Annotated in this window: 13 protein-coding genes and 1 pseudogene; 2 read left to right on the top strand and 12 right to left on the bottom strand. The window is 56.6% G+C overall.

Annotated features, from left to right (window positions below; translation table 11 throughout):
• The 5 genes and pseudogenes from DQW91_RS17280 to DQW91_RS16200 form a co-directional block, all read right to left on the bottom strand.
• Positions 1–4,995, bottom strand: a pseudogene (locus DQW91_RS17280) (hypothetical protein); the annotation flags it as partial.
• A gap of 772 nt (positions 4,996–5,767) precedes the next feature.
• Entirely contained in the window at positions 5,768–6,070 is a 303-nt protein-coding gene (locus DQW91_RS16215; protein ID WP_112664697.1) for a hypothetical protein, read from the bottom strand.
• A 190-nt stretch (positions 6,071–6,260) separates the two neighbouring features.
• On the bottom strand, positions 6,261–7,595 hold the full coding sequence (locus DQW91_RS17275) for a calcium-binding protein (RefSeq protein WP_157961489.1): 1,335 nt from the start codon (positions 7,593–7,595) through the stop codon (positions 6,261–6,263).
• Between the two features lie 191 nt (positions 7,596–7,786).
• The gene (locus tag DQW91_RS16205) at positions 7,787–8,854 is read right to left on the bottom strand and encodes a DNA-binding response regulator (RefSeq protein ID WP_112664695.1); all 1,068 of its coding nucleotides are present in this window, start codon (positions 8,852–8,854) and stop codon (positions 7,787–7,789) included.
• Between the two features lie 282 nt (positions 8,855–9,136).
• Positions 9,137–9,637: a helix-turn-helix domain-containing protein gene (locus DQW91_RS16200; RefSeq protein ID WP_112664694.1), complete on the bottom strand. Its 501-nt coding sequence runs from the start codon at positions 9,635–9,637 to the stop codon at positions 9,137–9,139.
• 430 nt (positions 9,638–10,067) lie between these two features.
• Between DQW91_RS16200 and DQW91_RS16195 the strand changes: the two genes are divergently transcribed.
• Positions 10,068–10,469: a hypothetical protein gene (locus tag DQW91_RS16195; RefSeq protein ID WP_157961488.1), complete on the top strand. Its 402-nt coding sequence runs from the start codon at positions 10,068–10,070 to the stop codon at positions 10,467–10,469.
• A gap of 223 nt (positions 10,470–10,692) precedes the next feature.
• Here the strand turns inward: DQW91_RS16195 and DQW91_RS16190 are convergent, their stop codons facing one another.
• From DQW91_RS16190 to DQW91_RS16160, 7 genes are all read right to left on the bottom strand, one after another.
• A complete protein-coding gene (locus tag DQW91_RS16190; protein WP_198411895.1) occupies positions 10,693–12,546 on the bottom strand; it encodes a cadherin domain-containing protein in 1,854 nt (617 codons plus the stop codon).
• Between the two features lie 138 nt (positions 12,547–12,684).
• Positions 12,685–15,468, bottom strand: a complete 2,784-nt coding sequence (locus tag DQW91_RS17270; protein ID WP_112664691.1) for a hypothetical protein — start codon at positions 15,466–15,468, stop codon at positions 12,685–12,687.
• A gap of 135 nt (positions 15,469–15,603) precedes the next feature.
• Positions 15,604–16,269, bottom strand: a complete 666-nt coding sequence (locus tag DQW91_RS16180; RefSeq protein ID WP_112664690.1) for a DsbA family oxidoreductase — start codon at positions 16,267–16,269, stop codon at positions 15,604–15,606.
• A gap of 29 nt (positions 16,270–16,298) precedes the next feature.
• Entirely contained in the window at positions 16,299–17,210 is a 912-nt protein-coding gene (locus DQW91_RS16175) for a DMT family transporter (RefSeq protein ID WP_112664689.1), read from the bottom strand.
• A gap of 11 nt (positions 17,211–17,221) precedes the next feature.
• Complete coding sequence (locus tag DQW91_RS16170; protein ID WP_157961487.1) at positions 17,222–18,904, bottom strand: amidohydrolase; 1,683 nt, start codon at positions 18,902–18,904, stop codon at positions 17,222–17,224.
• Positions 18,905–18,906: 2 nt separating this feature from the next.
• Positions 18,907–19,512 carry an NAD(P)H:quinone oxidoreductase gene (wrbA, locus tag DQW91_RS16165; protein ID WP_112664687.1) on the bottom strand — a complete coding sequence of 202 codons (606 nt, stop codon included), beginning with the start codon at positions 19,510–19,512 and terminating at the stop codon, positions 18,907–18,909.
• A 116-nt stretch (positions 19,513–19,628) separates the two neighbouring features.
• Entirely contained in the window at positions 19,629–20,492 is an 864-nt protein-coding gene (locus DQW91_RS16160; RefSeq protein WP_198411894.1) for a LysR family transcriptional regulator, read from the bottom strand.
• A 609-nt stretch (positions 20,493–21,101) separates the two neighbouring features.
• Here DQW91_RS16160 and DQW91_RS16155 point away from each other — a divergent pair.
• Positions 21,102–22,691, top strand: a 1,590-nt coding sequence (locus tag DQW91_RS16155) for a cadherin domain-containing protein (RefSeq protein ID WP_245411084.1), incomplete at its 3' end; no start/stop codon positions are given.

Raw genomic sequence — 22,691 nt, 5'->3', positions numbered from 1 at the left:
CGTCGCATCCGAGAATGCGATATTCGTCGGCCCCTCCGGATCACCGGGTCCGGACCCATTCCATTTTTCGATCTTTTCGATACCGAAGCTCTGGAAGTATGTCTCGATGCGGGTCCAGTCGTTCCCCCAATCCGAGTGAAGCGCGAAGAGAGCGGCGGCCACATCGTCATGGATGTAAGCCGTGTCGTTGGTGCTGATGTTGACACCGTCCGCATTAATTTCGCCGGAGATCAGGTCATTGACGTTCCGGATGAAGTAAATGTCGTTTCCTGCGCCGCCTTGCAAAGTATGGGCGACAACACTGGATCCACCGTCCAGAGTATCGTCATAGCTACTTCCCCGAAGGGTATTGGCGTAGTTATTTCCGATCAGCCATGAGCCGTGGCCTATCTCGTCGTACGCAGCCAGGAGTTCGATGCCGACATCGTCCGCGAGATGATACTTGAAACCGCAGACATACGCGGCGTCATTGCTGCCGCCTGCAGGATCAACACTTTCGATGACGATATCGCCGCTATGAGTGATGAAGTAAACGTCGTTGCCGTCCCCACCATCGAGCGTATCGGCGAATTCGCTGGGACCGTTACCTCTCGGAAGCCCACCTATGAGAGTGTCATTGCCATGACCTCCGACCAGGGTGTCGGCGCCCGTACCGCCAATGATATGGTTATCGAGCTCGTTGCCGATGATCTCGACATTTGTCGTCATCGCACGTGCGTCAAGGTTCTCGACACCGGCGGCGATGGTATATGTCGTGATCACGGAGCCCTGCAGCTTGATGGTGTCGATGCCACCGCTGCCAGGCGCCGTCTCATCCACAATCACGTTGTTGCTGGACACGATATAGGTATCGTCGCCGGCACCGCCCGCCAGGGAATCCTGGCCGCCGTTCGTGACACCGCCTCCATCGAGCGTGTCATCAAAGCCGCTTCCGATAATCGTGTTCGCCAGGTTGTTACCCGAGACGCTGCCGCCGATCGTCGAATTGGGGTCGATGATGAGGAATTCGACGCCGACAGTGTCATTCAGATCATACGATGTGAAACCTTTGCTCGCATCGAAGAGGATGTAGGCCGTGTCAATGCCGCCACTCTCGTCCGTGGTCTCGACAATAACGTCACCGACATCGTCGATGTAGTAGATATCATTGCCGGAGCCGCCCACCAGCTGATCGTTGCCGGTACCGCCGTTCAGCACATCGTTTCCTGATCCACCAATGAGGAGATCGTCGCCGCCATCGCCGTAGATGACGTCGTCGCCCTCTTGCCCGTCGATCGTGTCGTTGCCTTCGCCGCCATACAGAACATCATTTCCTGTTCCGCCGCTAAGGAGATCGTCGCCGCCATTGCCGTAGATGACGTCGTCGCCACCTTGCCCGTCGATTGTGTCATTGCCTTCGCCGCCATGCAGAACATCATTTCCTGTTCCGCCGCTAAGGAGGTCGTCACCGCCATTGCCGATGATGAGGTCGTCGCCGCCGTGTCCGTTGAGCGTATCGTTGCCTTCGCCACCGATCAGCGTGTCGTTTCCGGCGCCTCCTTCTTGCGTCGCTTCTCCTGCCAAGAAGATGATGTTCTCGACATTCTTCAGGATGTTGCGCCACTCCGCCTCCGGACGGCCATCGACAAGGATATATGCCGTATCTGTTCCGCCGGCAGCACCCGCTTCTTCCCTCACGACGTCATCGAGACTGCGAATGATGTAAATATCGTCGCCGGCACCACCAACGAGTGTGTCGCCACCCCCGCCACCGTCCAGAATATTGGCGGAGCCATTTCCGGTAAGGACGTTCTTGCCCTGATTGCCTTTCAGAGTAATCCCGGGGCTCACAGCGGTTTCGTCAAGCGTCAAGTTCTCAAGCGGGGAATTGTTGCTGAGCGTATAGTTTCCAAAGACAATCGCAGTATCAATTCCGCTTTCATCGATAATGGTCGGGGCCGGGATCCCTACTTGATTTCTGATGTAATAGGTATCGTCGCCTCCGCCGCCATCGAGCGTGTCGGATCCCTGCCCGCCGTCCAGAACGTCGTTTCCTGAACCGCCATAGAGCTTGTCGGCGCCGGTGCCTCCATAGAGGGTATCGTCGCCGTCATCGCCGTAGAGGACATCATTCCCGGCATCGCCATAGATCAAATCATTATCGTCGCCACCATAGAGGGTATCATGCCCCCCATTACCGGTAAGGATGTCGTTTCCGTACCCGCCCTGAATTTCATTGTCCTTGTTATCGCCGATAAGCTCATCGCGATATTCGGACCCGATCAGGCCTTCGATTGAAGTATAGGTGTCTCCGCTTGCGTAGCCCGTGCCGCCGCCCCCCAGAAGGCTCGCTTTGACACCGGTATCATTGTCAGCAGCGATCCAGTCGCCATACGAGGCAAAGTCGAACCCCTCGCCGCCGTCCATCGCGTCCTTACCGGCCCCGCCTTCGAGCACGTCGTTGCCAAAACCACCTTTCAGCAGGTCGTCGCCGTCGGCGCCGAAGAGATAGTCATCGCCTTCATCACCATGGAGTGCGTCGTCACCGTCCTCACCCATGAGATAGTCGTTGTTAGTGCCGCCGTTCAGAACGTCGTTACCATATCCGCCTTTGAGAAAGTCATCGCCGCTATCGCCGTAGAGCTCATCCTTGCCGTTGCCGCCGTCAAGCAGATCGCTCCCAATTCCGCCGCGAAGCGTGTCTTCACCGATGGCACCGTAGAGGCTGTCATTTCCCAAGCCGCCAATGAGCGAATCGTTACCGTCCAAACCCTGGAGGTTATTGTTGCCGAGATCTCCGACCAGGATGTCGTTAAACTGCGAGCCAATCAGGCCTTCGATGGAAGTATAGCGATCATTGAGAGCATCGCCCACATTTGTGGCCGAGCCATCAAGGTAAACTTCAACACGCTCGCGTGCCGTCACATAGGACGCAAAATCGTTTCCGAAGCCACCATCGAGGGTATCAGCCCCCGCGCCACCGATCAGCACATCGTTTCCGAAGCCGCCATCGAGAGTGTCGTTGCCGGCACCGCCATCGAGGGAGTCGTTTCCGACGTTCCCTTTCAGATCATTGGCTTCGCCGCTGCCGATGATCGTGTCGTTTCCGCTGCCGCCGCTAACGCCTTGAATGTTGACGAGGACATCACCTTCCGCTTCGCCCCCGAATCCCCTCCCGGTCGAGAGATCCACTTTGACCGCACCTTGAAGAACATACTGTGCGACATTGAATCCAGTGCCGCCATCGAGGGTATCGGCTCCGTTACCCCCTCTCAGGGTGTCGCTCCCGGATCCACCAATAAGCGTGTCGGCGGCCGAAGTGCTGACTATGACGTCATTACCGTCACTTCCATCAAGCACGCCCCCCGCAGAATAGCCGCCAGTAAGCGTATCGTTGAATCTTGAACCTACGATACCCTCGATCGACGAGTATGAATCGTGCTGCGCGTCGCCAGTATTCTCCGCGGTATTTGAGAGATTGACGACAATCCCGCTGAGAACGCCACCGATGTTAACTTGAGGAGCGTTGATATAGCTGGCGGTATCGGTCCCGGCCCCACCACTCAGAGAGTCACCGCCGGCGCCGCCCTCAAGTGTGTCGTTGCCCTCATCGCCCTCAAGTGTATCCGCGCCCCCAAAGCCAATCAGGAGATCATCGCCGTGGTATCCATTAAGGACATTCGCATCGTCATCGCCCCCGAGCGTGTCAGCATACGCCGTTCCAATTAAGCCCTGGATATCAGAATAGACATCGCCCCAGGCATCCCCGTCTCTGTCTTCTTTGTTTAAGTATGCGACTACAGGGGCGTTACTTAAAAGATAAACGGCATAGTCGAAGCCTGCGCCACCATCGAGCGTGTCAGCTCCCGCGCCGCCATGCAGAAAGTCGGTATCACCACCGCCAATAAGCAGGTCATTCCCATCGCGACCATAGAGAGCGTCTGAATTCCCGCCGCCTTCGAGAGTGTCGTCGTACGACGAACCCGCCAATCCCTCGATCGAGATGTAACTGTCGTCTTTCGCATGACCGGTGTTCAGATTAGGAGCGTTCAGACTTGCATAGACACCCGAACTCGATGACTCATACGAGGCTATGTCACTCCCCCCGCTTCCGTTGAGAACATCACCTCCCGAACCGCCAATCAGCGTATCGTGACCTTCGCCACCGGTGAGCTTATCGACGCCGTCTTCGCCCATAAGCACGTCATTGCCCAACGATCCGCTTAGAGAGTCGTTGCCAGCGCCGCCGAACAGGGTGTCGTCGTACGTTCCCCCTGTTATATTATCATTATAGGCTGTCCCATATAGCATCGCGCTCGAACTCGCCGTCGATACCATGAGAAGGGGTGAGGTACGGGAATCAAAAATCTGCCCGTGAACATCGAAGCTCGGGAACTGGCTGTCTGGAGCCGTGGCCCATGTGACCATAAAGCGGCCATCAGCCAGAGCTGTGACGTCATAATGCGACTGAATACCAGCTGTGTTCGTATTAACGACAAATTCAGATCCAACAACCGATCCGTTTTTATCGAGTACTAAAGCACGTATATCGGTTTGATACTCATATACAAATGCAAACCCCCCATCAGGAAGGACGCTTATCTTGTAGCCGCTATTCGTATTGAGAACGACATTTTTTCCGGCTATATGTAGGTATAATATATTCTTATAATTGTAAGTGTAAGCAAAATTTCTTCCACCTGGGAGTGCTATCAGTTCTTTTATACCAAAAGAACTATCGCGCGCAGAAATTGCGCTGTCTAATACTTGCTCTCGAACTGCTGGAAGACTAGATATCCAAACCCCATCCGCGGTAAAATATTTCGTTTCGGTATAATACTGGACATTGCCAAAGCCGAGATTAAGCTCGTTCCATTGAGTCAATGCTATCGTGCCGTCACTCAACATCACCGACGCACTTCTGGACTGTGCATCGCCCGGATAACCCGCGAAGCCTTCGAGAGTCGTTGGTTGGGCGGTTTGAGATGCCTTCAGATAAGCCACGGGGAGCGTCATGTCCGGCCCCCAGGCATCGACGAGAATGCCACTCGGTCCGACGGCGCTCACTTGTCCCAACAATCTGTCGGCCGACGACGACCACGCGATAACGTCGGTCGCTCCCAGCGCTCCCGTTAGAGGGTTAAAGTTCTGCGACACAATTCGCGTCGGACGCGCGCCTGCTGGTGAAGCAGCATCCTCGAAAACGAGAGAGACCTGGCCGTTGCCAAGTTGCACGACATCAAAATTGCCGAATGTCGATGTACCGGGAACTTCACTAGCGAGAGTATACGCAGCTCCGACCGGGACGCCGGTTGTATAGAGAAGCTGCCCCTTGATCGTGCCATCGCTCCCATCGCGGTAAACAGCCAGGATATGCCCGTCGCGAAGACCAACAACCCGGGTCGCATACTCGGGGACTCCAGGCGTCGACGTTATCCTGAGCTCCTCCCCCCACGCGAATGGAGGCGACTGGAACGCCGTGGCGTTCGAAGCGAGATCGTTTTCTTGATTTGAAGGATAAGACACTTTACGCCCCCTCGTATGGTGTATGGCAAATTTGCTTGCTGCTATTGACTACGCGGCAAGGCGAGAGAGCCGCTGATGCGGCGGAATTAACGTACGGCGACGGCTCGCTTGTGTTTTCGGTTGTGAGCCGATGCATACAGATAAGGGCATCACGCCACGGCGCGCTTTCGCGTCGCGGGGAACTCTCCCATTCAAAGCATCGTGCCACCAAGTTTGCCCCCGTCACATCGATATCAATCGATGTTTTCTCGTTCACAGGGCATCAATGCACGAAAGACAAAATTTGAAACCAGTCATTTAAATAGAGTTTTGATTCTTGGGCATCGGCATGCGCATCGAGGGAGCGTTGAAAAATCCGGGCCTCGAGAGGCAAACGTTCCGCGGCAAAGAAAGACGATCTTTCGTTCGCTTGAACGAAGGAAGGATTATCAAAATAGCTATATAAAAGAAGGGATTCTTCCGCTTTTGTCTCACCGCAGGCCGGATACGCAAGCCACTTGTCACCACTCACCGGACGAACAATCGCGACCATTGCAGAGGACAAGGCAAGCAGAAGCGGCGTCAAACTTCGCACGCATGCGGCCAGCGTGTCGTTGCCAGTTTCTGCGCAAAAAATCGTCGCCGGCGAGACAGACCTTCAGATCGGCGGAGCAGATGCGATTGGTAGATCCTGCCTGAATCATCTGTAAACTATGAGAGACACAAACCCGCCCGGCTGGAGCCGGACGGGTCTGTGATTGTCACCGAGATATGGCTTAGATGACGAAGAAGTCCTTGTAGGTCATGGCGAGGTTCTTGGAGACGCTGGCGAACTCCACCGCCTTGCCCTTTCCGGAACCGTCGGCGTCATAGTAAAGAACGCCCTTCTTGTCGTCGTAGATGATGTAGTCGTTCTTGTCCTTCGCCTTGGACCCAATCGTAAAGTAGCTGCTCTTCAGCTGCGCGGGTTTGGCCTCCGTGCCGGATTTACCAAGCTTGGTGAAGATCGCGTTGTCGAGCCAGATCGAGTCATCCCTCACATTGAAGTCGACGATCTTGTCTTTGTTGGTGCTTTTGTTCGGCGTTGTATCGAACACAAACACGTCCTTCCCGGAGCCGCCGCTAAGCGTATCATTACCCGATCCGCCAAAGAGTTTATCGTTGCCGCCGTTGCCCGAGAGCGTGTCCTTGCCGCTATAGCCATAAAGCTTCTCGCTCCGGGATGTACCTTTGAGCACGTCGGCCTTGTTCGTCCAGACATCAGCGGCATAGACCGCGAAAGTGGAGAGCTTTCCATCGCTGGCGGTTATCTTGAAGGCTACCGAAGTGACCGAAGCTTTGGCGCTCTCGGGAACACTCTTCGGAATGAAGACCAGGCCCTGAACACCTGCTTGCACCTGTGCTGGTGTCCCGCTGATCGAATAGGTGCCGGACACCGGATCATAGCTGCCACCACCGAGGCTTGACGCCAAAAAGGAGCCTTGCGCAGGATCGCTGACGGTCACCGTGACACTGAGATTGTCGTCATCCGCGTCAGTGATCGTCGTCCAGGAGAAGGGACTGGCCTGTTCTGAAATCTCCGACGGCAGGCTCACACCGATGACAGGCGCCGAGTTCACACCTCCACCCCCACCGCCAGTGCCAGTTCCCTTTGAAATCGAGACGAAATTGGTGCTACCGCCTCCAACGTCATCGTAAACCCCGATGAGAATCGAGCGCGAGAAATTCTCCCCGAGAGCTGTACCCGTGTTCGTAAACGTTAGGGCGCGGATAAACTGTTGGGCTGCCGCGGCCGTCGCTGGATGATCGTCGTCAAATTTCACATGGAAATTATGCGTTCCTGTGCCCCCAAGCTCGACGACACCGATGACATCGCCAATCGTGACAACACTACCTGTGCTGATGCCGTTGGAGAGCGTAATTCCGCTCGCAGGATCAACCCCCAAACGATCGTAATCCGGATCGGCTCCAATCAACAAAGCGACCTGAATGTCGACAATGCCGCCGTTGGTTGAAACCAATGCGTCTGAATTGTAGTCCAAGTGAACGGCTGTGTTGGTGCTATTAAGCGTGACGTTGTCACCGTTGAGACTGGAAACATTAGTTGTCATCTATGTTCATTCCTTGATTTATCTAATCTAGAAATCTGCCATGTGTGCCGCCGCGTCGTACGGAACCGAACTGTTGTCATGGCTATTTCACTATGGCCTCAGCCCTCATCAAATCGGCGTTATTCTCAGATCAATTCAAACGGCAATTGCCCTCTCTCCAAGAGGGTTCGTTTCAAATTCCGTTGACCGTTCTAAGCTGCGATTTGGAGTACTGGAGTGCTGATCGAGCTTCGCAATAGCAATGCGACGAGATCGCTTTGCCTTGCCGTTTGCGTTTTGCGAAAGAGGTTCTGAACATGGAAGGCTACAGTTGCCTGAGATACACCGAACAGCTCCGCAATCTCATCCAATCGATTGCCATGCGCCAGAGCCACGGCAATCCGCGCTTCGCTACGTGTAAAGCCATAGATCTGTGCGATGATTGAAGCTGAGAGAGGAGGTGGAGCAGATGGATCAATGATCATAATCGCGACAGTCGGCAGGCCGTCACGACCACCGGTATCCAAGGGGCAAACGTGAAGAACAAGCGGCGTTTGCGCTTCGCGTGGAATCGGCACAATGCTGGAACATGGTTTTTGTGCTGTTGCAGCACGAACAGCTTCCCGGAGGTTTCGAGCAGAGGGCGCCTGTATTATAGAAAGTCGGCCCGAAACGATTTGCAGCGCGCTTCCTTTAGAAAGGATAGCATCGGCAGTCCTGTTCATATTCCGTACGGCGCCCGAGCTATCAAGATAGATAACTCCGCGCGACATGCCGTCCAATGTCTCAGCAAGATTGGAGATCGATACTTCAACACCTACTGCATGACCTGCGCTACGACCTGCGTCACGGCGCTTCAGCACATGCGGCTTGCTGCGTTGAAGGCGTCTCACTTGTGCCGAGCACGCTTGAAGCGTCACTTCCACCAGCTCTAAGTCTATGGGCTTCGAAAGGATATCGTCGGCGCCAAGCTCCCGCAGACGGAGCATCTCTTTGCGATCGGCGCATGCCGAAACGAAGATGAACGGCGTCGCATCCAGGCTGTTGTGACCTTCTCGCACGGCCTTGAGCAATTCGACGGCAGCAAAATTAGGGAGCGCATCATCGCAAATGATAAAGTCGGGAGAGTTATCGCCGAGCATCGCAATCGCGTCTTTGGCGCTTTCTGCCTCGATCACAACGTATCCAATGTTACGCAGGCCCGACGCGAATGCAGATCGACTATTTTCATCATGGTCGATATACAAAACTGTTTGGGAATTTACTTCGCTTGTAGTCATCTTCTCACCCCACAACAGGTCGCAATTGGACGCACGATCCCATTTGATGAAAGCGCGGTTGCTGACACCATGAAACCATTGCGATTTTTTATGCGGTGATTACGTGCGCCCCGATAAGTAATCGGAGCGCGTAACTTACTTGGCCTATGAAAAAGGCTTCTCTCTGTAACCAATCACCTTTGGTTGCCGCATGTATTGTTGACGCGGACCTGACCTCACGTCAGACCTATATATATCTAGTCCAACCTGTTTGACCAAAGGGCATTAATTGCAGTTTTGGGGTTATCCTGGCTTTGAGACAGTTGCGTCAAAGCCGTTATTTTTCATGAACATAAGTCGGGCCTGGAGGAAATTTCGCCCGACAATGAGCAGCCGCTCAGTTGGGATAAGGAGCAGTCTTCGGTTGTCAGCGGGGTCCCTCACCCGCTCCAACATTCCAGCGAATTCCATGTCATCTATGTGACGCGATATCGTTGCTTCAGTGCTGAATTCAGACAAATAGGTCGCAATTTCCTTGAGTGTGATGGGCGCCTTCGTAAGCCATCTGTGAGCGATGAGACTCAAGATGGCGTCTGCCTCGAAGATGTTGCGCCAAGGAGTACGCAGCTGTCCGGAACCGACAACGATCTTACGGAATTCGGATCTCCAGTGCAGCCATGCAACTTCGATTTCCAGTACAGCCATTTCCTCAGGTGTCAGCTCCACGCTCGCCGTTGGCAATGTGCGCGCGGAGGCTTCTGCGATCTCCTCAGAGACAATCTTGATTTCCTTTGGCTTTTTCATCCCGTTTCAAACCCCCATTTTTTGAAAACCAAATTCCACTAGATGAGATTTTCGTCTTGGTGGAAAGAGTTTATATATAAAAGCCCGTGCTTAGCCATTCATCAGCGCTGAAGGTTCGGAATAGCCACATCAACGAATGATGATAGTCACACCCGATTAGCTGAGCACATAACCCCAACTTGACTCGACGCGAGAATTTACACCCGCTGCGATGGGCATGGCATAATTTGGATGCGATGATACTGAAAGTCACGAAAGACGCCGCGATTATGCCGTTATATAGTAGCGGATTGCGATCGACCTAGAACCAAGTGCCAGCCTAAGAGCGTGACGGAAGGGTGATACGAATCCCCTTATTCATCCAGTGATCATTGAACAACGGCATGCTATGTTCGAGTGGACAGATCAACGACGCTCTGGACTCGGGTCAATGCCGTTTCGCTTCGCCAGAATTTTTCTCATCGGCACGGCCACCATTGCTTTAGCTGGATGCAATAGCAGCAGCTCTGTCGGGGATCCCGCTGGCTTCCAATATAATGCACCGGGCTCGGCTTCGGCCAAAGTCAACGCGGAACTGGACGCGGAAGCCACGGCATTCGGCACTGCCCAAGGCGCCGCCGGTATCGCAGCTGCTATGGACCCAACCGGATTATCGACCATTCCCCTCACAGTTGGCGGTGGCATCGCGCATAAAGCTTGGCTCGCAAAAAATGATGCGCGTATGCAGGCTGTAGCGGAGGAAGACATCCAAGCTGCCTACCGGAAATATGGCATGAACCCTGATGGAACGCCGTCGGGCAAGCGTGGTCCAGGGTCTGCAACAGCAAACTAGCGTTCGTGGCGAGCCTTTTAGATGAGACGCTCGGCGGCATGCGCTTGCCATCAATGCGTCAGGCATAAGTGCTAACAGCGCCGCGCGACGAAATCGTATAGGCAAAGAAGCTATCGAAGACCGGAATTGTCGCGCCGGATGGTCTTGTCCATCCGGCGCGACAATCAGCAGGGTTCTGCGAGGCCGAGGCTTAAGGACATCCCTTGAGCTTCGGCTATGTGGGTCAGATCACGAAGAAATCCTTGTAGGTCATCTTCAGATTTTTGGAGAGCGTCGCGATCTGGATCTGGGCCTGTGCGCCGGTGCCGTCGGCATCGTAGTACAAGGCGCCCGTTTTCTTGTTGTAGATGATACGGTCATCGCTATCGTGCGCCTGCGTGCCCTGGTAGAACTCGCCGGACTTGATCACGCCTTTCTTGGCCAGCTTGGAGAACGCGCTCTTGGCGAGATGGATCGTGTCGTCCTTGACGTTGAAGTCCACAATCTTGTCCTGGTTGGCCTTGTTCACCTTCGATGACTTCGACAGCTTGGTGTCGAACACGAAGATGTCCTGGCCAGATCCGCCGGAGAGCAAGTCCTTGCCGGCTCCGCCATAGAGGATGTCATTTCCAGCCTCGCCCTTGAGCGTATCGTTGCCGGCAAGGCCACGGATCACATCGTTGCCTGCTTCCCCTTCGAGATAATCGGCGCCCGGCGTGCCAATGAGCGTGAACGACGTCGTCTCCACCGCATCCGCCACGGTGATCGTGAGCGTCTGAGTCGTGCCTGGGCCATAGCCGTTCGAAGCCGTGACGGTGATCGTGTGGCTTGTCTTGGTCTCGTAGTCGAGCGGTCCCGTCAGGATCAGGTTGTTTCCGTCGAGCTTGAACGGACCGTCGGACACCAGGCTGTAACTGATCTTATCGCCATCCGCGTCAACCGCGGTCAGGCTGGAGACGATCGTCGAAGCCAGCGCGCTTTCGCTGATCGTCGACGTCGTCAGCCTGATGTTGTTGGGCTCGCGGTTGTTGAAGCGGTAATCGAGATCGTCGAAGCGCAAAATCTCAACGGAGTTGGCGACCGTATCGGATCCATTGTTGCCGGTCGCGCGATCCGTTTTCGTGTCAACGACGGTATAGTTGGTGCCATTGGAAGTGATCTTATATTCCGAAAACTTTCCGCTGTAGACGGCAATATCCGCGCCCTCGCCTCCCGCGATATAGTCATCTCCGATCTCACCGGTCAGAACGTCATTCCCTGCACCGCCGGAGAGATTGTCGTTTCCCTCGCCGCCGAAGAGGCTGTCATGCCCCCCTCCTCCTATCAGCGTATCGTGGCCGAACCAGCCCTGCAGGTCATTATCTTCGCCATTGCCTGCAAGCGTGTCATTGTATCGGGATCCGATGAGACCTTCGATGCTGTGATAGATATCTCCATACGCATCATCCGTGTTAAAGTTGGGCTTCTCCAGGCTCGCCAGAATTCCGAGCCCACCTGCGGATGCCCACGAGGCGTAGGTTACGAAATCGAAGCCGTCACCGCCGTAGAGTTCATCAGCGCCAGCACCGCCATCCAAGGTATCTCTACCGACATCGCCATCCAGGATGTCGTCGCCGCCCATGCCACTCAGATAATCGTTTCCGGCGACTCCGTTGATCAGGTTGGCGAGACTGTTACCCGTGATAACGTCGTTAAACAGAGATCCGAGGGCGTTCTCGATATCATCGAAGAAGACATCGCCCTCTGCATCACCGCCATGGTTAGTGCTGTATTGAGTCAGATTGATTGATATCGCCGACGGCGAATTGTAGTAGTGAACTGCGTCAATGCCGGCATTGCCAGAGATGTAATCGGCTCCAGCTCCACCCTCGAGGATGTCATTTTCATCACCTCCGGAAAGGGCGTCATTGCCTTCACCACCAATTAGCGTGTCGCTGCCTTTGCCGCCGCCGAGGTTGTCATGGCCTTCATCTCCTGAAATGTAATCATTTCCTTCGGCGCCAGACAGCATATCATTCCCAAGACCGCCGCTGATGTTGTCATTTTCCGGACTGCCAGTGTACGTGTCGTCCTCGATTCCGCCGGTATAAATTGCCATATCCTGGTTCCCTTCCCTTGTGAGCATTAAGAGAGGAGTGCCACGATTGCCGCGATGTCGTCCCTAGTTGAACAACTAAAAAGCGATAGCCAGACCGGCACAGGGTGCGCCGGCGCACTCTCAATCAAAGGATAATGCTTAAATTACGAAGAAGTCCTTGTAGGTCATCTTGAGGTTTTTGGAGAGCGTCGCGATCTGGATCTGGGCCTGCGCACCGGTGCCGTCGGCATCGTAGTACAAGGCGCCCGTCTTCTTGTTGTAAATGAGATAATTCTTGGCGTCGGCTGCTTTCGTGCCGATGGTGAAGCAGTTCTTCGACAGCATCGCCGGTTTCTTCTCGGAACCCGCCTTACCGAGTTTCTTGAAGATCGCGTTATCGAGCCAGATCCCATCATCCTTCACGCTGAAATCCGTGATCGTGTCGATGTTGGTCTTCTTATTCGGTTTGGTATCGAACACGAAAATGTCCTGGCCTTTGCCGCCTTCAAGCGTGTCGTTGCCAAGCCCACCATAAAAGCGGTCCTTTCCGGCTCCGCCCTTGAGCACGTCGTTGCCCATCGTGCCTGTGGCAATCTCGTTGGCAACGTCGCCCACCTGGATCTTAAAGGCCTCATCACGCACGAGACCGAGCACATCTTTCACGCGCAAGATGATCTCATGGGACGTTGCCTGTTCATAGTCGAGTCTCACCCCATCTTTAACGATGAGCGTGTTGCCAGAAACCGCAAAGCGGCCGGCAGCATCACCGATGATGTCGAAGGTGAAGGTTTCCGGCGCGTTCGGGTCTGTGGCGGAGAGGGTTGCCACTACCGTTCCGGCCGCGCTGTTCTCAAGCACAGTTGCGTTACTCAGATTGATGGAATCCGGGGCCAAATTAGCAACCGTGGACTCTACCGCCGTTGCGCTATCTGTAGCCGTGGTGAAGCCATCCGTGATCGTCACCGTGAAAGTCGTTGTCGAGGAGCCGCCGACATTGCCGCCGTCAGCCGGATCGAATGACAGTGCCTCAATGGCTTTCTCCACTGCATCCGCCGAGCCCTTGATCGTGAAGGTACCGGAAGTCGCGTTGTACGTTCCGCCCAGGTTGCTTGGAATAAACTTTCCTTTAGCAGGATCATCGAGCTTCACGGTCGCCGTCGCTTCCGCGCCATAGGCGACTGAGAGTGAAAGACCTGTTGCGAAGGGCTTGACCGGCACATCGACTGTGGTCCTGGTTGTGCCGCCCGCGTTTGTCAGCTCGATCGGAATGATCCCATAGCTCACGCCGTTGCTATCGGTGACCTTATCGATCCCCTGCCGGAAGAGTTGCAAGATCCGGGCATTGGTAACGATATCGATAGCAAAGATCACTTCATCCGTGACGCCTTCCGTGTTGGTGCCCTGCACCAGTTTCGCGTGATCCCAAAAGTTGAAGCGGACGGCGGAGCCAGCCGCTGCGAACCGGATCTTTTCAATGCCGGAGATCGTGGCCGTGCTCAGATCCGTGGCGCCCGCTTGCACTTGCACCACATCATTGCTGCCGCCCTCGCCGTTGATGACGGAGAAACCAGTGTTCAGGCCTGACTTGAGGATAAAGGTATCGTCGCCTTCCGACCCCCTCAGAACCTCGATGCCAGAGATAGCCCCGTTCCTCAGATCGAGGGTTCCTGCCTCGGCAAGCTGCAGTGTATCGAAACCATCGCCGCCGTGCACTTCATCGCCGGCGTCGAGGCCGCCTGAAGCCACCTGGAAGGTATCGTTTCCGTTGGTGCCGATCACGAAATCAGTTCCGGGCCGCAGGGTCAGATCATCGGACGGGGAAAAAACGCGCTGATAGATGCCGTATCCGTCGCCGTCCTGAAAGTTCGAGTCCCAAGACACGACCCAGCCGCCATTGGCGAGGGCTGTTACGGTCGCGCTGTTCTGAGACCCAACGGTGGTGACATTGACGAGGATCTCTGCGCCGATCTTGTCACCGGAGGCCGAAAACACCTGTTGGTAGATTCCACCCTCGTCTCCATCCGGGCCATATCCATATGCTGTCCAGGTGACGACGTAATTGCCGTCGCTCAGAAGCGTTGACTGGACTTTGGACCGTGACGCGCGCGCATCCGCATTGACGAGTGTTTCGCCACCGACCTTTGCACCCGCCGCATCATAACGCTGCTGATAGAGGTCTTGTGACTCACCGGTATCGCTCGACCAGAACACCACCCAACCGCCATCCAGAAGACCCATGACGTGAGCGTCGCGCTGCTGCCCAGTCGAGGAGACGTTGACCTGCTGCGGGGTGCCCAACTTATTGCCGTCGAGGTCGAAGGCTTGTTGGAAGATATTGTCGCGAGCACCGTCCGTGCCAGTCCAGGCGACAACCCATCCGAACGTCGTGAGTGCCGCACTCGAATACATCGAGGCGGGAGGGTCGTCGTCAACGCGGGTCGCAGTGCCGACCGCCGCGCCCGCAGCATCAAAACGCTGTTGCAGGATGCCGTTCAACTCCGAAAGATAGGTAACGATCCAGCCGCCATCTGCCATAGGCGCGATGCTTGGCTGACCTTGATAGCCCCCGGCGACGACGTTGACCCGTGTTTCTGCGCCGGCTTTTGCGCCATTGCTATCATAGCGTTGCTGATAGACGCCTTCGCTTGAGCCGTCCTGTCCGCTTGATACCCAGGCGACGACCCAACCGCCATCCACGAGGCCCGTCGCGACTGACATATATTGAAGATCCGTCGTGTGCGTATTGACGATGGCCTCCGTTCCGACCTTCATGCCATCGGCGTCATAGCGTTGCTGCACGATGTCGGCCATATTCCCGCGTGTCGTCCAGGTAACGACCCAGCCACCATCAACCAAAGCCGTCACATAATTGTAGCTCTGATGACCGGCCGTGATGTCGTTGACCTGGGTTTCGTTGCCGAAGCGAATGTGTGTTGCAGGCATGGTCGTCCCCAAAAGAGATTTCTTTTGCCAAGCCTACTCAAACCACGCTTCCGCGCCCTAGATAAACCGATAGATTCGTAGCGCTGCGCCTAGCACAACGGTTTTGCCAGAAGCAGCATCGACCCTCCTGAACATCTAAGCCGAAGCCGGGCCAACAGCCCGCAGACGCTCCTGAACGGCGAGGAGTTGGCTTCGCAGAACCTCTGTCGGCGCCGTGCTCAGAACGATTCCCGCCTCTTCGATCACTACCGAGGGGATCGAGCGAATGCCGAGGCTTCTTGCCTTGGCTCTGTCCTCTTCGACCTTCTGCCGGGTATAGGCACTGTGGAGGTCGCGCTCGAAGCGGGACATATCGAGGCCGATTTCCCTGGCCACATCGGTGATCACGCCCGCATCACCGATGTTACGGTTCTCCGTCAGATGAGCTCTCTGCACGGCATCGAACATGTCCCAATGGGCGGCTTGCCCGCCCTGAATCTCGGCGGCCTTGCAGCTGAGCGTGCCAATCATGCCGGACGGATATTCGAAGGTTTGTTTCCACATACCTTCGACATTGATCCTCCTCTTGTCGTCATCGGCCTCGCGACAGCGCTCCCAGTGACCGAGGATCTCCCGCTTGGCGCGTTCCAGCGAGCCCCAAGCGCGCACCATCTCTTCGCGCGAATCCTGCAGGACGAAGCTGCGATGCCGGATTTCGAGCGGCAGCTCTTCGCTGAGCTTGCGCAGGCGCGGCGCGATAACGAAACACCAGCCGCAGACGACGTCGTGGTAGAAATCGATCTTGATCACAGGTTGGACCATGGAAGAACTCCGCTTTATCGGGAAGACGATCAGGCGCGACGCGCCGAATTGACGACGAGCACACCCAGCACGATGGTGATGCTCGCGATCCAGATCCAGGGCGAGTAGGTTTCGCCAAACACCAGTGCGCCTGAGGCGAGGCCGAACGCCGTGGCCACATAGCCAACCTGGCTGACATAGACAGGACCCGCAGCCTTCTGCAGGCGCATGAACATCAGGAACTGGAGCGCATTCAACGCCGCCTGGATCAGGGCCAGCAAGGGCGTTGCGGTGAGGCTCAGAATCTCTTCCGTTCGGCCTTTGACGATGATGATGAGCAGAACCCATGCGCTGCCCATCAGCATCGTGCCTGCCGATAGAGGAAGGGGTGAGGAGCCCGCAGGCCAAAACCGTGTGCGAAAGATGTTGCCTGCCGCCACCGATGCCGGAATGGTGAGAGCCAGCAGCATCCAGCCGTAAAGATCGGGCGCCGGCAGGTTGCTGCGCTGACTGACGATCATTGCTGCGCCTGCAAAGCCGAGCGCGATTCCGATGCTGCGCCGGAGCCCCGGCTTCTCCATTCCCAAAAGAACGGCGAAGGCGAGCGTGAGGATCGGTGGCAGAGTATAGACCACCGAGGACAGGCCGACGCCGAGATGGGGCATGACCATGAAGAGGATGAAATTGGGAAGGCCCATCGAAAGCAGACCTGCACCGGCATAATAGGCCAGATGCGGCCGTGACAGCGGAACGGACTGCCCACGCACCAAGGTCATGGCAAGAAGGACCAGCCCTCCCCCCACCAGCATGGAGAGCGTCCAGGCCAGCGGGAAGACGCCTGCCTGTCCGGCCAGCCTGCCGAGCGGGAACATCGCGCCGAACACGCAGCCGGTGACGATCAGAAGGGCAATGGCGCTGGAGCTACTGGAAGCGGACAGCGACAGGCGAGAGGCGGCGGCCATCGCACGTTCCTTCACTGTTGAGCCTGTTGAGGGGTGCGAGCGTCATGGACGACCTTTCCCCCCACAACCGTCATCACCGGTTTGATGTGGCGAATGCGATCTTCGGGCACGCTCATGTAATCATCGGACAGCACCACGAAGTCGGCGAGCTTGCCCCTTTCGAGAGTGCCGAGTTCGTTCTCGGAGAAGAGGAGGTACGCGTTTGAGCGGGTGTGCGCGATCAGCGCATCTTTGCGCGACAGGGGCGGACGTGTGACGAGAGCGCCATCGAGAGCCTTGCCAGTCACGGCCCACCAAAGCGTCACGAAGGGATTGTAGACATTCGCCATAACGGAATCGGACCCGATGCCCCACGGCACGCCGCTGGCCCGGACAAGATCGAGCGGCGGCATGCCGAGCGATTCCTCACCGAGCGCCCTGAGGCGCCGACGCCCGAACACGACGGGGCGGCTGTGCAGGGCCACCATCATCCCTAACTTCTTCATGCGTTTGAGGGAGGCTTCCGAAATCGTGTCGCCATGCTCAATGGTCCAGCGCAGATGCGCGACGGGCATATCCTTCGCGATCTTCTCGATGAGATCGAGGTGCTGGGAGATGGTGACGTCGCTCTCCGCGTGAATGCGCATGGGCCATCCAGCCTTCGCCAAGGCGCGCAGAATCGTCTCGAACTCGTCGAGATGAAGGGGTAGAGGTGAGCCCGGCTGGCCGATGGAATCGAAGACCGGCATGTAGATCAATTCGCCCGCGCCGATCAGCCGGAAATGCGCGGGGCCCGAGAGCGGCGTCATCTCGCGCAATTCACGCTCGAATGCCTCCTTGCCGCGCGTGCCGTTGTCATTGCGGAACCACCGCGTGTGAAAGACACGGATAGGAAGCTTTCCGGCAGCCGCGAGCCTGGCGAAGGGCGTATAATCTTCATCCCGAATGCCGAAGCCGCCCATGTCGAAGATGGAGGTGAGACCAACGGCGGCGTGATCGCGCATGACAGCCTCCGCGCCCGCGAGCGATTTCTCGGGTGTCTTGGGTGGCAACTTGCGCATGACGAAATCCATCGCCCGGCCCGCCACCGCGCCGAGCGGAAGGCCGTCCTCGCCCACGGGCATTTCGCCGGTTTCCGCCAGGACTTGCGCGGCAGGCCCCATCAACCCTGCAGCTTTCGCCGCCGCGAGGTTGATATAGGCATGGCTGTACATGTGCTGGAGATAAACCGGATGATCGGGCGCGGCCTCGTCCAGTTCCGCGCGATTGAAAATGCGACCGTCGCTGAACTGCGGATCCGTGAAGCCGCCCTGACTGTAGATCCATTGTCCTTTCGGGGTGACCGCCGCCTTGCGGCGAATGCGATCCAGTGCCTCCTCGCGGGTGCTCGCCCCGTCAAGACGAACCTCCTCGGCCCATGTGGCGGCAGCACGAATGGCATGGACGTGATTGTCGATCAGACCGGGGATGACAGTCCGGCCTTCGAGATCGATGATCTCCACATCGGACCCGGCAAGCGCCGCGACCTCCGCTTCTGAACCGACAGCGAGAATGCGATCGCCGCGCACCGCCAGGGCCTGCGCGGTGCTGAACGCCGCGTCGACGGTCAGCACCTTGGCATTACGGTAGAGAACGGTTTTGTCCTTCCCTGTCTCGGCGGCGGCTGAGGCAGCCACTGTCAGTACAAGGCATCCGATCAATGCGCGGCGCATCATCGTCACTGCGCCCGCAGCTTATTGGCGATTTCCGCTACGTGCTTGCCTTGGAAATGGGCACCGGCAAGATCGATCTGGCTGGGCTGCCGCGCGCCGTCATTGCCCGTAAGCGTGGTTGCGCCGTACGGCGATCCGCCCTTCACTTCCTCAACACCCATCTGGTCCGCGAAGCTGTAAGGCAGGCCGACGACCACCATGCCGTGGTGGAACAGGGTCGTGTGGAAGGAGACGATCGTGCTTTCCTGGCCGCCATGCTGATTGGCGGTGGACGTGAAGACGGACCCGACCTTGCCGACCAGTGCGCCTTTCGCCCACAACCCACCTGTCTGGTCGAGGAAGTTGCGCATCTGTGCGGCCATGTTGCCGAAGCGGGTGGGCGTTCCGAAGATGATGGCGTCGTAATCGGCGAGCTCGTTGGGAGACGCGATCGGTGCGGCCTGATCGAGCTTCGCTCCCGCGGCGCGGGCGACTTCATCAGGCATCAGCTCGGGGACGCGCTTGACGACGACTTCGGTGCCGGGGACGGATCGGGAGCCCTCGGCAGCGGCGGATGCCATGGTTTCGATGTGGCCATAAGTGGAATAGTAAAGAACGAGAATTCTCGCCATCGCTGGATCCTCAATTGCACGGATGCGCGATGAGGATCACAAGGCGTGGCTTGGATAAATCACGCCTCGGCGACAAGACTTTTAGCTGGCGGTAAAAAGTTCTCTAAAGCCGCTTCTCAAAGGTGTCGGGCCAGGAAGTCAAGGAACACACGAACCTTATTCTGAAGATGGCGGTTCGTGGGGTAGACGGCATAGACATGCCGCCGCGGGAAGGTGTGATCGGCGAGAACCGGCATGAGTGCTCCACGGTCGATTTCCGGCTTCGCAATGAAGGAGGGCAACGCACCGATACCCATGCCAGCGACGATCATGTCTCGCAGCATGATGCTGTTGTTGGCGGAGAGCCTTGCGGGAATGGCTATACTCGCCTCGCCCTTCGGACCATTTACATGCCAGGCACCCGGATTGTCGGCCAGGGTGTAGGCGAGACAATCGTGACGATGAAGGTCATCAAGAGTGAGAGGCGCACCTCGCTTTTCAAGATAAGCGGGAGCGGCGCAGGTGATCTGCTCGACATCAGCGAGCTTGCGCGCAATCAAAGACGAATCCGCCAACTCAGACCGTATCCGGATCGAGATATCGAAGCCTGCCGCTACAACATCAAGAAGATGATCGCTTAGAGTCAGGTCGATCTTCAGATCGGGATATTGCGCCATGAAATCAGGAAGGATCGGCGATAGAACCGTCAATCCGAAAGACAAGGGGGCGTTCACCTGCAAACGGCCCGAGACGTGCCTCGCGTCAGTGGCAATGGAACGCTCCACCTCGTCAAGTTCGTCCAGAAGGCGGCAGCATTCCTCATAATAGGCCCGCCCCGTCTCCGTCAGCCCCATGCGCCGGGTCGTGCGCTGGATCAGGACGGCTCCGAGCCGCTCTTCCAGCCAGCGGATCTGCTTGCCGAGACCCGCAGATGACAGTCCCAAGTCTTCAGCCGCCCGGCTGAAACTCGCTCGTTCGATGACGCGCCTGAACGAGCGCATTGCCCCAAGATGATCCATGTTTCCTGCTAAAAACCTTCTTGCTCTGGCGGCATCTTAGCAGAATTCAGGGACCAAGAAGCAAAGGCTCATGGAAGCGTCGAGAAAACGGAGCTGAAAAGCTTCGATCTGACCGCAAAATCCTAGCTGTTCATCAAGAGACGCCACAACGGAAGAAATGGCAAGATTCTCCTTTTGGAGATCGCGTCTATGCCAGTCATTACAACCTACGTCAGCGGAAGTCCGGCAGCAACCGTTGGAGGGCGCGATCCCTTGATCGTTGGAGCGACCGGCGTTCTAGACTCCCCAACCGCGACAGCCGTTATTGCTCCTGATGATGATGTATCGATTTCCGTGTATGGCGCTATCCAAGCGTGGCATTACGGCATTGATCTTCGGGGCAATCGGAGCCTCATTGAGGTTGGCTATTCAGGAGTAGTATACTCGGGTAATTCTGCGATTGGTAATAGAGAGGGCAAATTACTAGACACAACGATTGTCAATAAGGGTTCGATATCGGCATCTGGCTCTGCAATTCTGCTGGTTGGGTCCCGAACAAACATTTTAAACGAAGGTCTCATCGCCTCTGCTGAACAAGAGGCGATCGTCTTGATGTCATCCCCAAACGACTCTCCTAATACAATCACCAACAAGGGCATCATCAAGGCCACCCCTCGGAATGAGGGTTATGGCAGTGACATTGCTATTCGTGCATCTGGCACCGCTGACTACATTATCAATGAAGGTCAAATTTTTGGTGGGATCTCGTTCAGTTGGGGAGACGATCGGTATTATGGCAGCCTCGGCACAGTAACAGGCGAAATCGACCTCGGAAACGGGAACGATAGCGCTGAGGGAGGCGCCGACAGCGAGGTTTTCATCGGCGGCCTCGGCGATGATACAGTTGATGGTGGAGCCGGCATCGACACCTATATCGTCGTCAAGAACGATACCACGGACGTCACGCTCGATCTTCGCATCGAAACGGCGCAGGCCGTCGGAGCTGACTATGGACTCGATGTGATCTGCAACATCGAGAACGTGACAAGCTACGGCGCGAACGATCACCTCATAGGCAACAATGCAGACAACGTTCTGATTGCGGGAGCCGGAAACGACACGATTGAGGGTGGACTCGGCAATGATACCCTCGATGGAGGTGACGGCATCGATACGGTCGTATACTCAGGCTCCGCCAACGCTGATATCGATCTGAGATACCAACAAGGTCTGTTCTCCCGCGATACAGGCTATGGCTTGGATATGCTCTTAGGGATCGAGAACGCCATTGGGGGCGATGGTAATGATCGTATTTTTGGCAGCGAAGAGGCCAATCTCCTGATCGGCGGCAACGGGAATGATACGCTGGCCGGCGAGCGTGGTGACGATACGCTTGAGGGCGGTGCTGGCACCAATACCGCTTTCTTCTTTGTCACATCTGATCAAGCTACCTACCATAACAACGGCGACGGCACCTGGACGGTGACAGCCGACGGTACTGATCTCCTGCGGGACATCCGGTTCCTGAAGTTCACCAACAAAACCGTGACCCTGTGGAACAGCGCGCCGACCGCGCTGAGCCTGTCCTCATCCGCCATGGCCGAGGATGCGCTCGCCGACACGATCATCGCCTCGCTCTCGGCCCGGGATGCCGATGGCGATGCCCTCAGCTACAGCCTTGCGTCCGACAGCCCGTTCCGGATCGACGGCAACAACCTCGTCCTCACCGGCGCCCTCGACTTCGAGACTAAAGCCAGCCACAGCCTCACCGTCGTGGCCAGGGACGCCTATGGCGGCCAGACCAGCCAATCCTTCATCCTCGAGGTGACGGATGTGGTCGAGAAGACCCCGTTCATCCTCACCGGCACGGGCGGCGACGATCGGCTCGAGGGCGAGGCCGGCAACGACGTGCTCAACGGTCTTTCCGGCAACGATGTGCTCCTGGGCGAGGCTGGCAACGACATGCTCTATGGCGGAGCAGGCAAGGACACGCTCACGGGCGGCCTCGGCCAGGACGTGTTCGTGTTCGACACCAGGCTCTCGAAGTCGGCAAGCGCGAACAGGGCCAACCAGGACACGATCACCGACTTCAGCGTCAAGGACGACACGATCCATCTCGCCAGGAGCGCGTTCACCAAGCTGGCGAAGAAGGGCGTGCTCAAGTCCGGTGAGTTCTATCAGGGCACGAAGGCGCACGATCAC

Origin of the sequence: Microvirga flavescens (assembly GCF_003290125.1) — a bacterium.
GTDB classification, from domain to species: Bacteria; Pseudomonadota; Alphaproteobacteria; order Rhizobiales; family Beijerinckiaceae; genus Microvirga; species Microvirga flavescens.
Note: the sequence above shows the minus strand (reverse complement) of the source record. Positions and strands in the feature narration are given on the sequence as shown.

What these genes read in the sequence shown, in the direction of transcription:
- DQW91_RS17275 (WP_157961489.1), bottom strand. Translation starts at nt 7,595, where the DNA reads ATGACAACTAATGTTTCCAGTCTCAACGGTGACAACGTCACGCTTAAT.
- DQW91_RS16205 (WP_112664695.1), bottom strand. Translation starts at nt 8,854, where the DNA reads ATGACTACAAGCGAAGTAAATTCCCAAACAGTTTTGTATATCGACCAT.
- DQW91_RS16200 (WP_112664694.1), bottom strand. Translation starts at nt 9,637, where the DNA reads ATGAAAAAGCCAAAGGAAATCAAGATTGTCTCTGAGGAGATCGCAGAA.
- DQW91_RS16195 (WP_157961488.1), top strand. Translation starts at nt 10,068, where the DNA reads ATGCCGTTTCGCTTCGCCAGAATTTTTCTCATCGGCACGGCCACCATT.
- DQW91_RS16190 (WP_198411895.1), bottom strand. Translation starts at nt 12,546, where the DNA reads ATGGCAATTTATACCGGCGGAATCGAGGACGACACGTACACTGGCAGT.
- DQW91_RS17270 (WP_112664691.1), bottom strand. Translation starts at nt 15,468, where the DNA reads ATGCCTGCAACACACATTCGCTTCGGCAACGAAACCCAGGTCAACGAC.
- DQW91_RS16180 (WP_112664690.1), bottom strand. Translation starts at nt 16,269, where the DNA reads ATGGTCCAACCTGTGATCAAGATCGATTTCTACCACGACGTCGTCTGC.
- DQW91_RS16175 (WP_112664689.1), bottom strand. Translation starts at nt 17,210, where the DNA reads ATGGCCGCCGCCTCTCGCCTGTCGCTGTCCGCTTCCAGTAGCTCCAGC.
- DQW91_RS16170 (WP_157961487.1), bottom strand. Translation starts at nt 18,904, where the DNA reads ATGATGCGCCGCGCATTGATCGGATGCCTTGTACTGACAGTGGCTGCC.
- wrbA (WP_112664687.1), bottom strand. Translation starts at nt 19,512, where the DNA reads ATGGCGAGAATTCTCGTTCTTTACTATTCCACTTATGGCCACATCGAA.
- DQW91_RS16160 (WP_198411894.1), bottom strand. Translation starts at nt 20,492, where the DNA reads ATGCGCTCGTTCAGGCGCGTCATCGAACGAGCGAGTTTCAGCCGGGCG.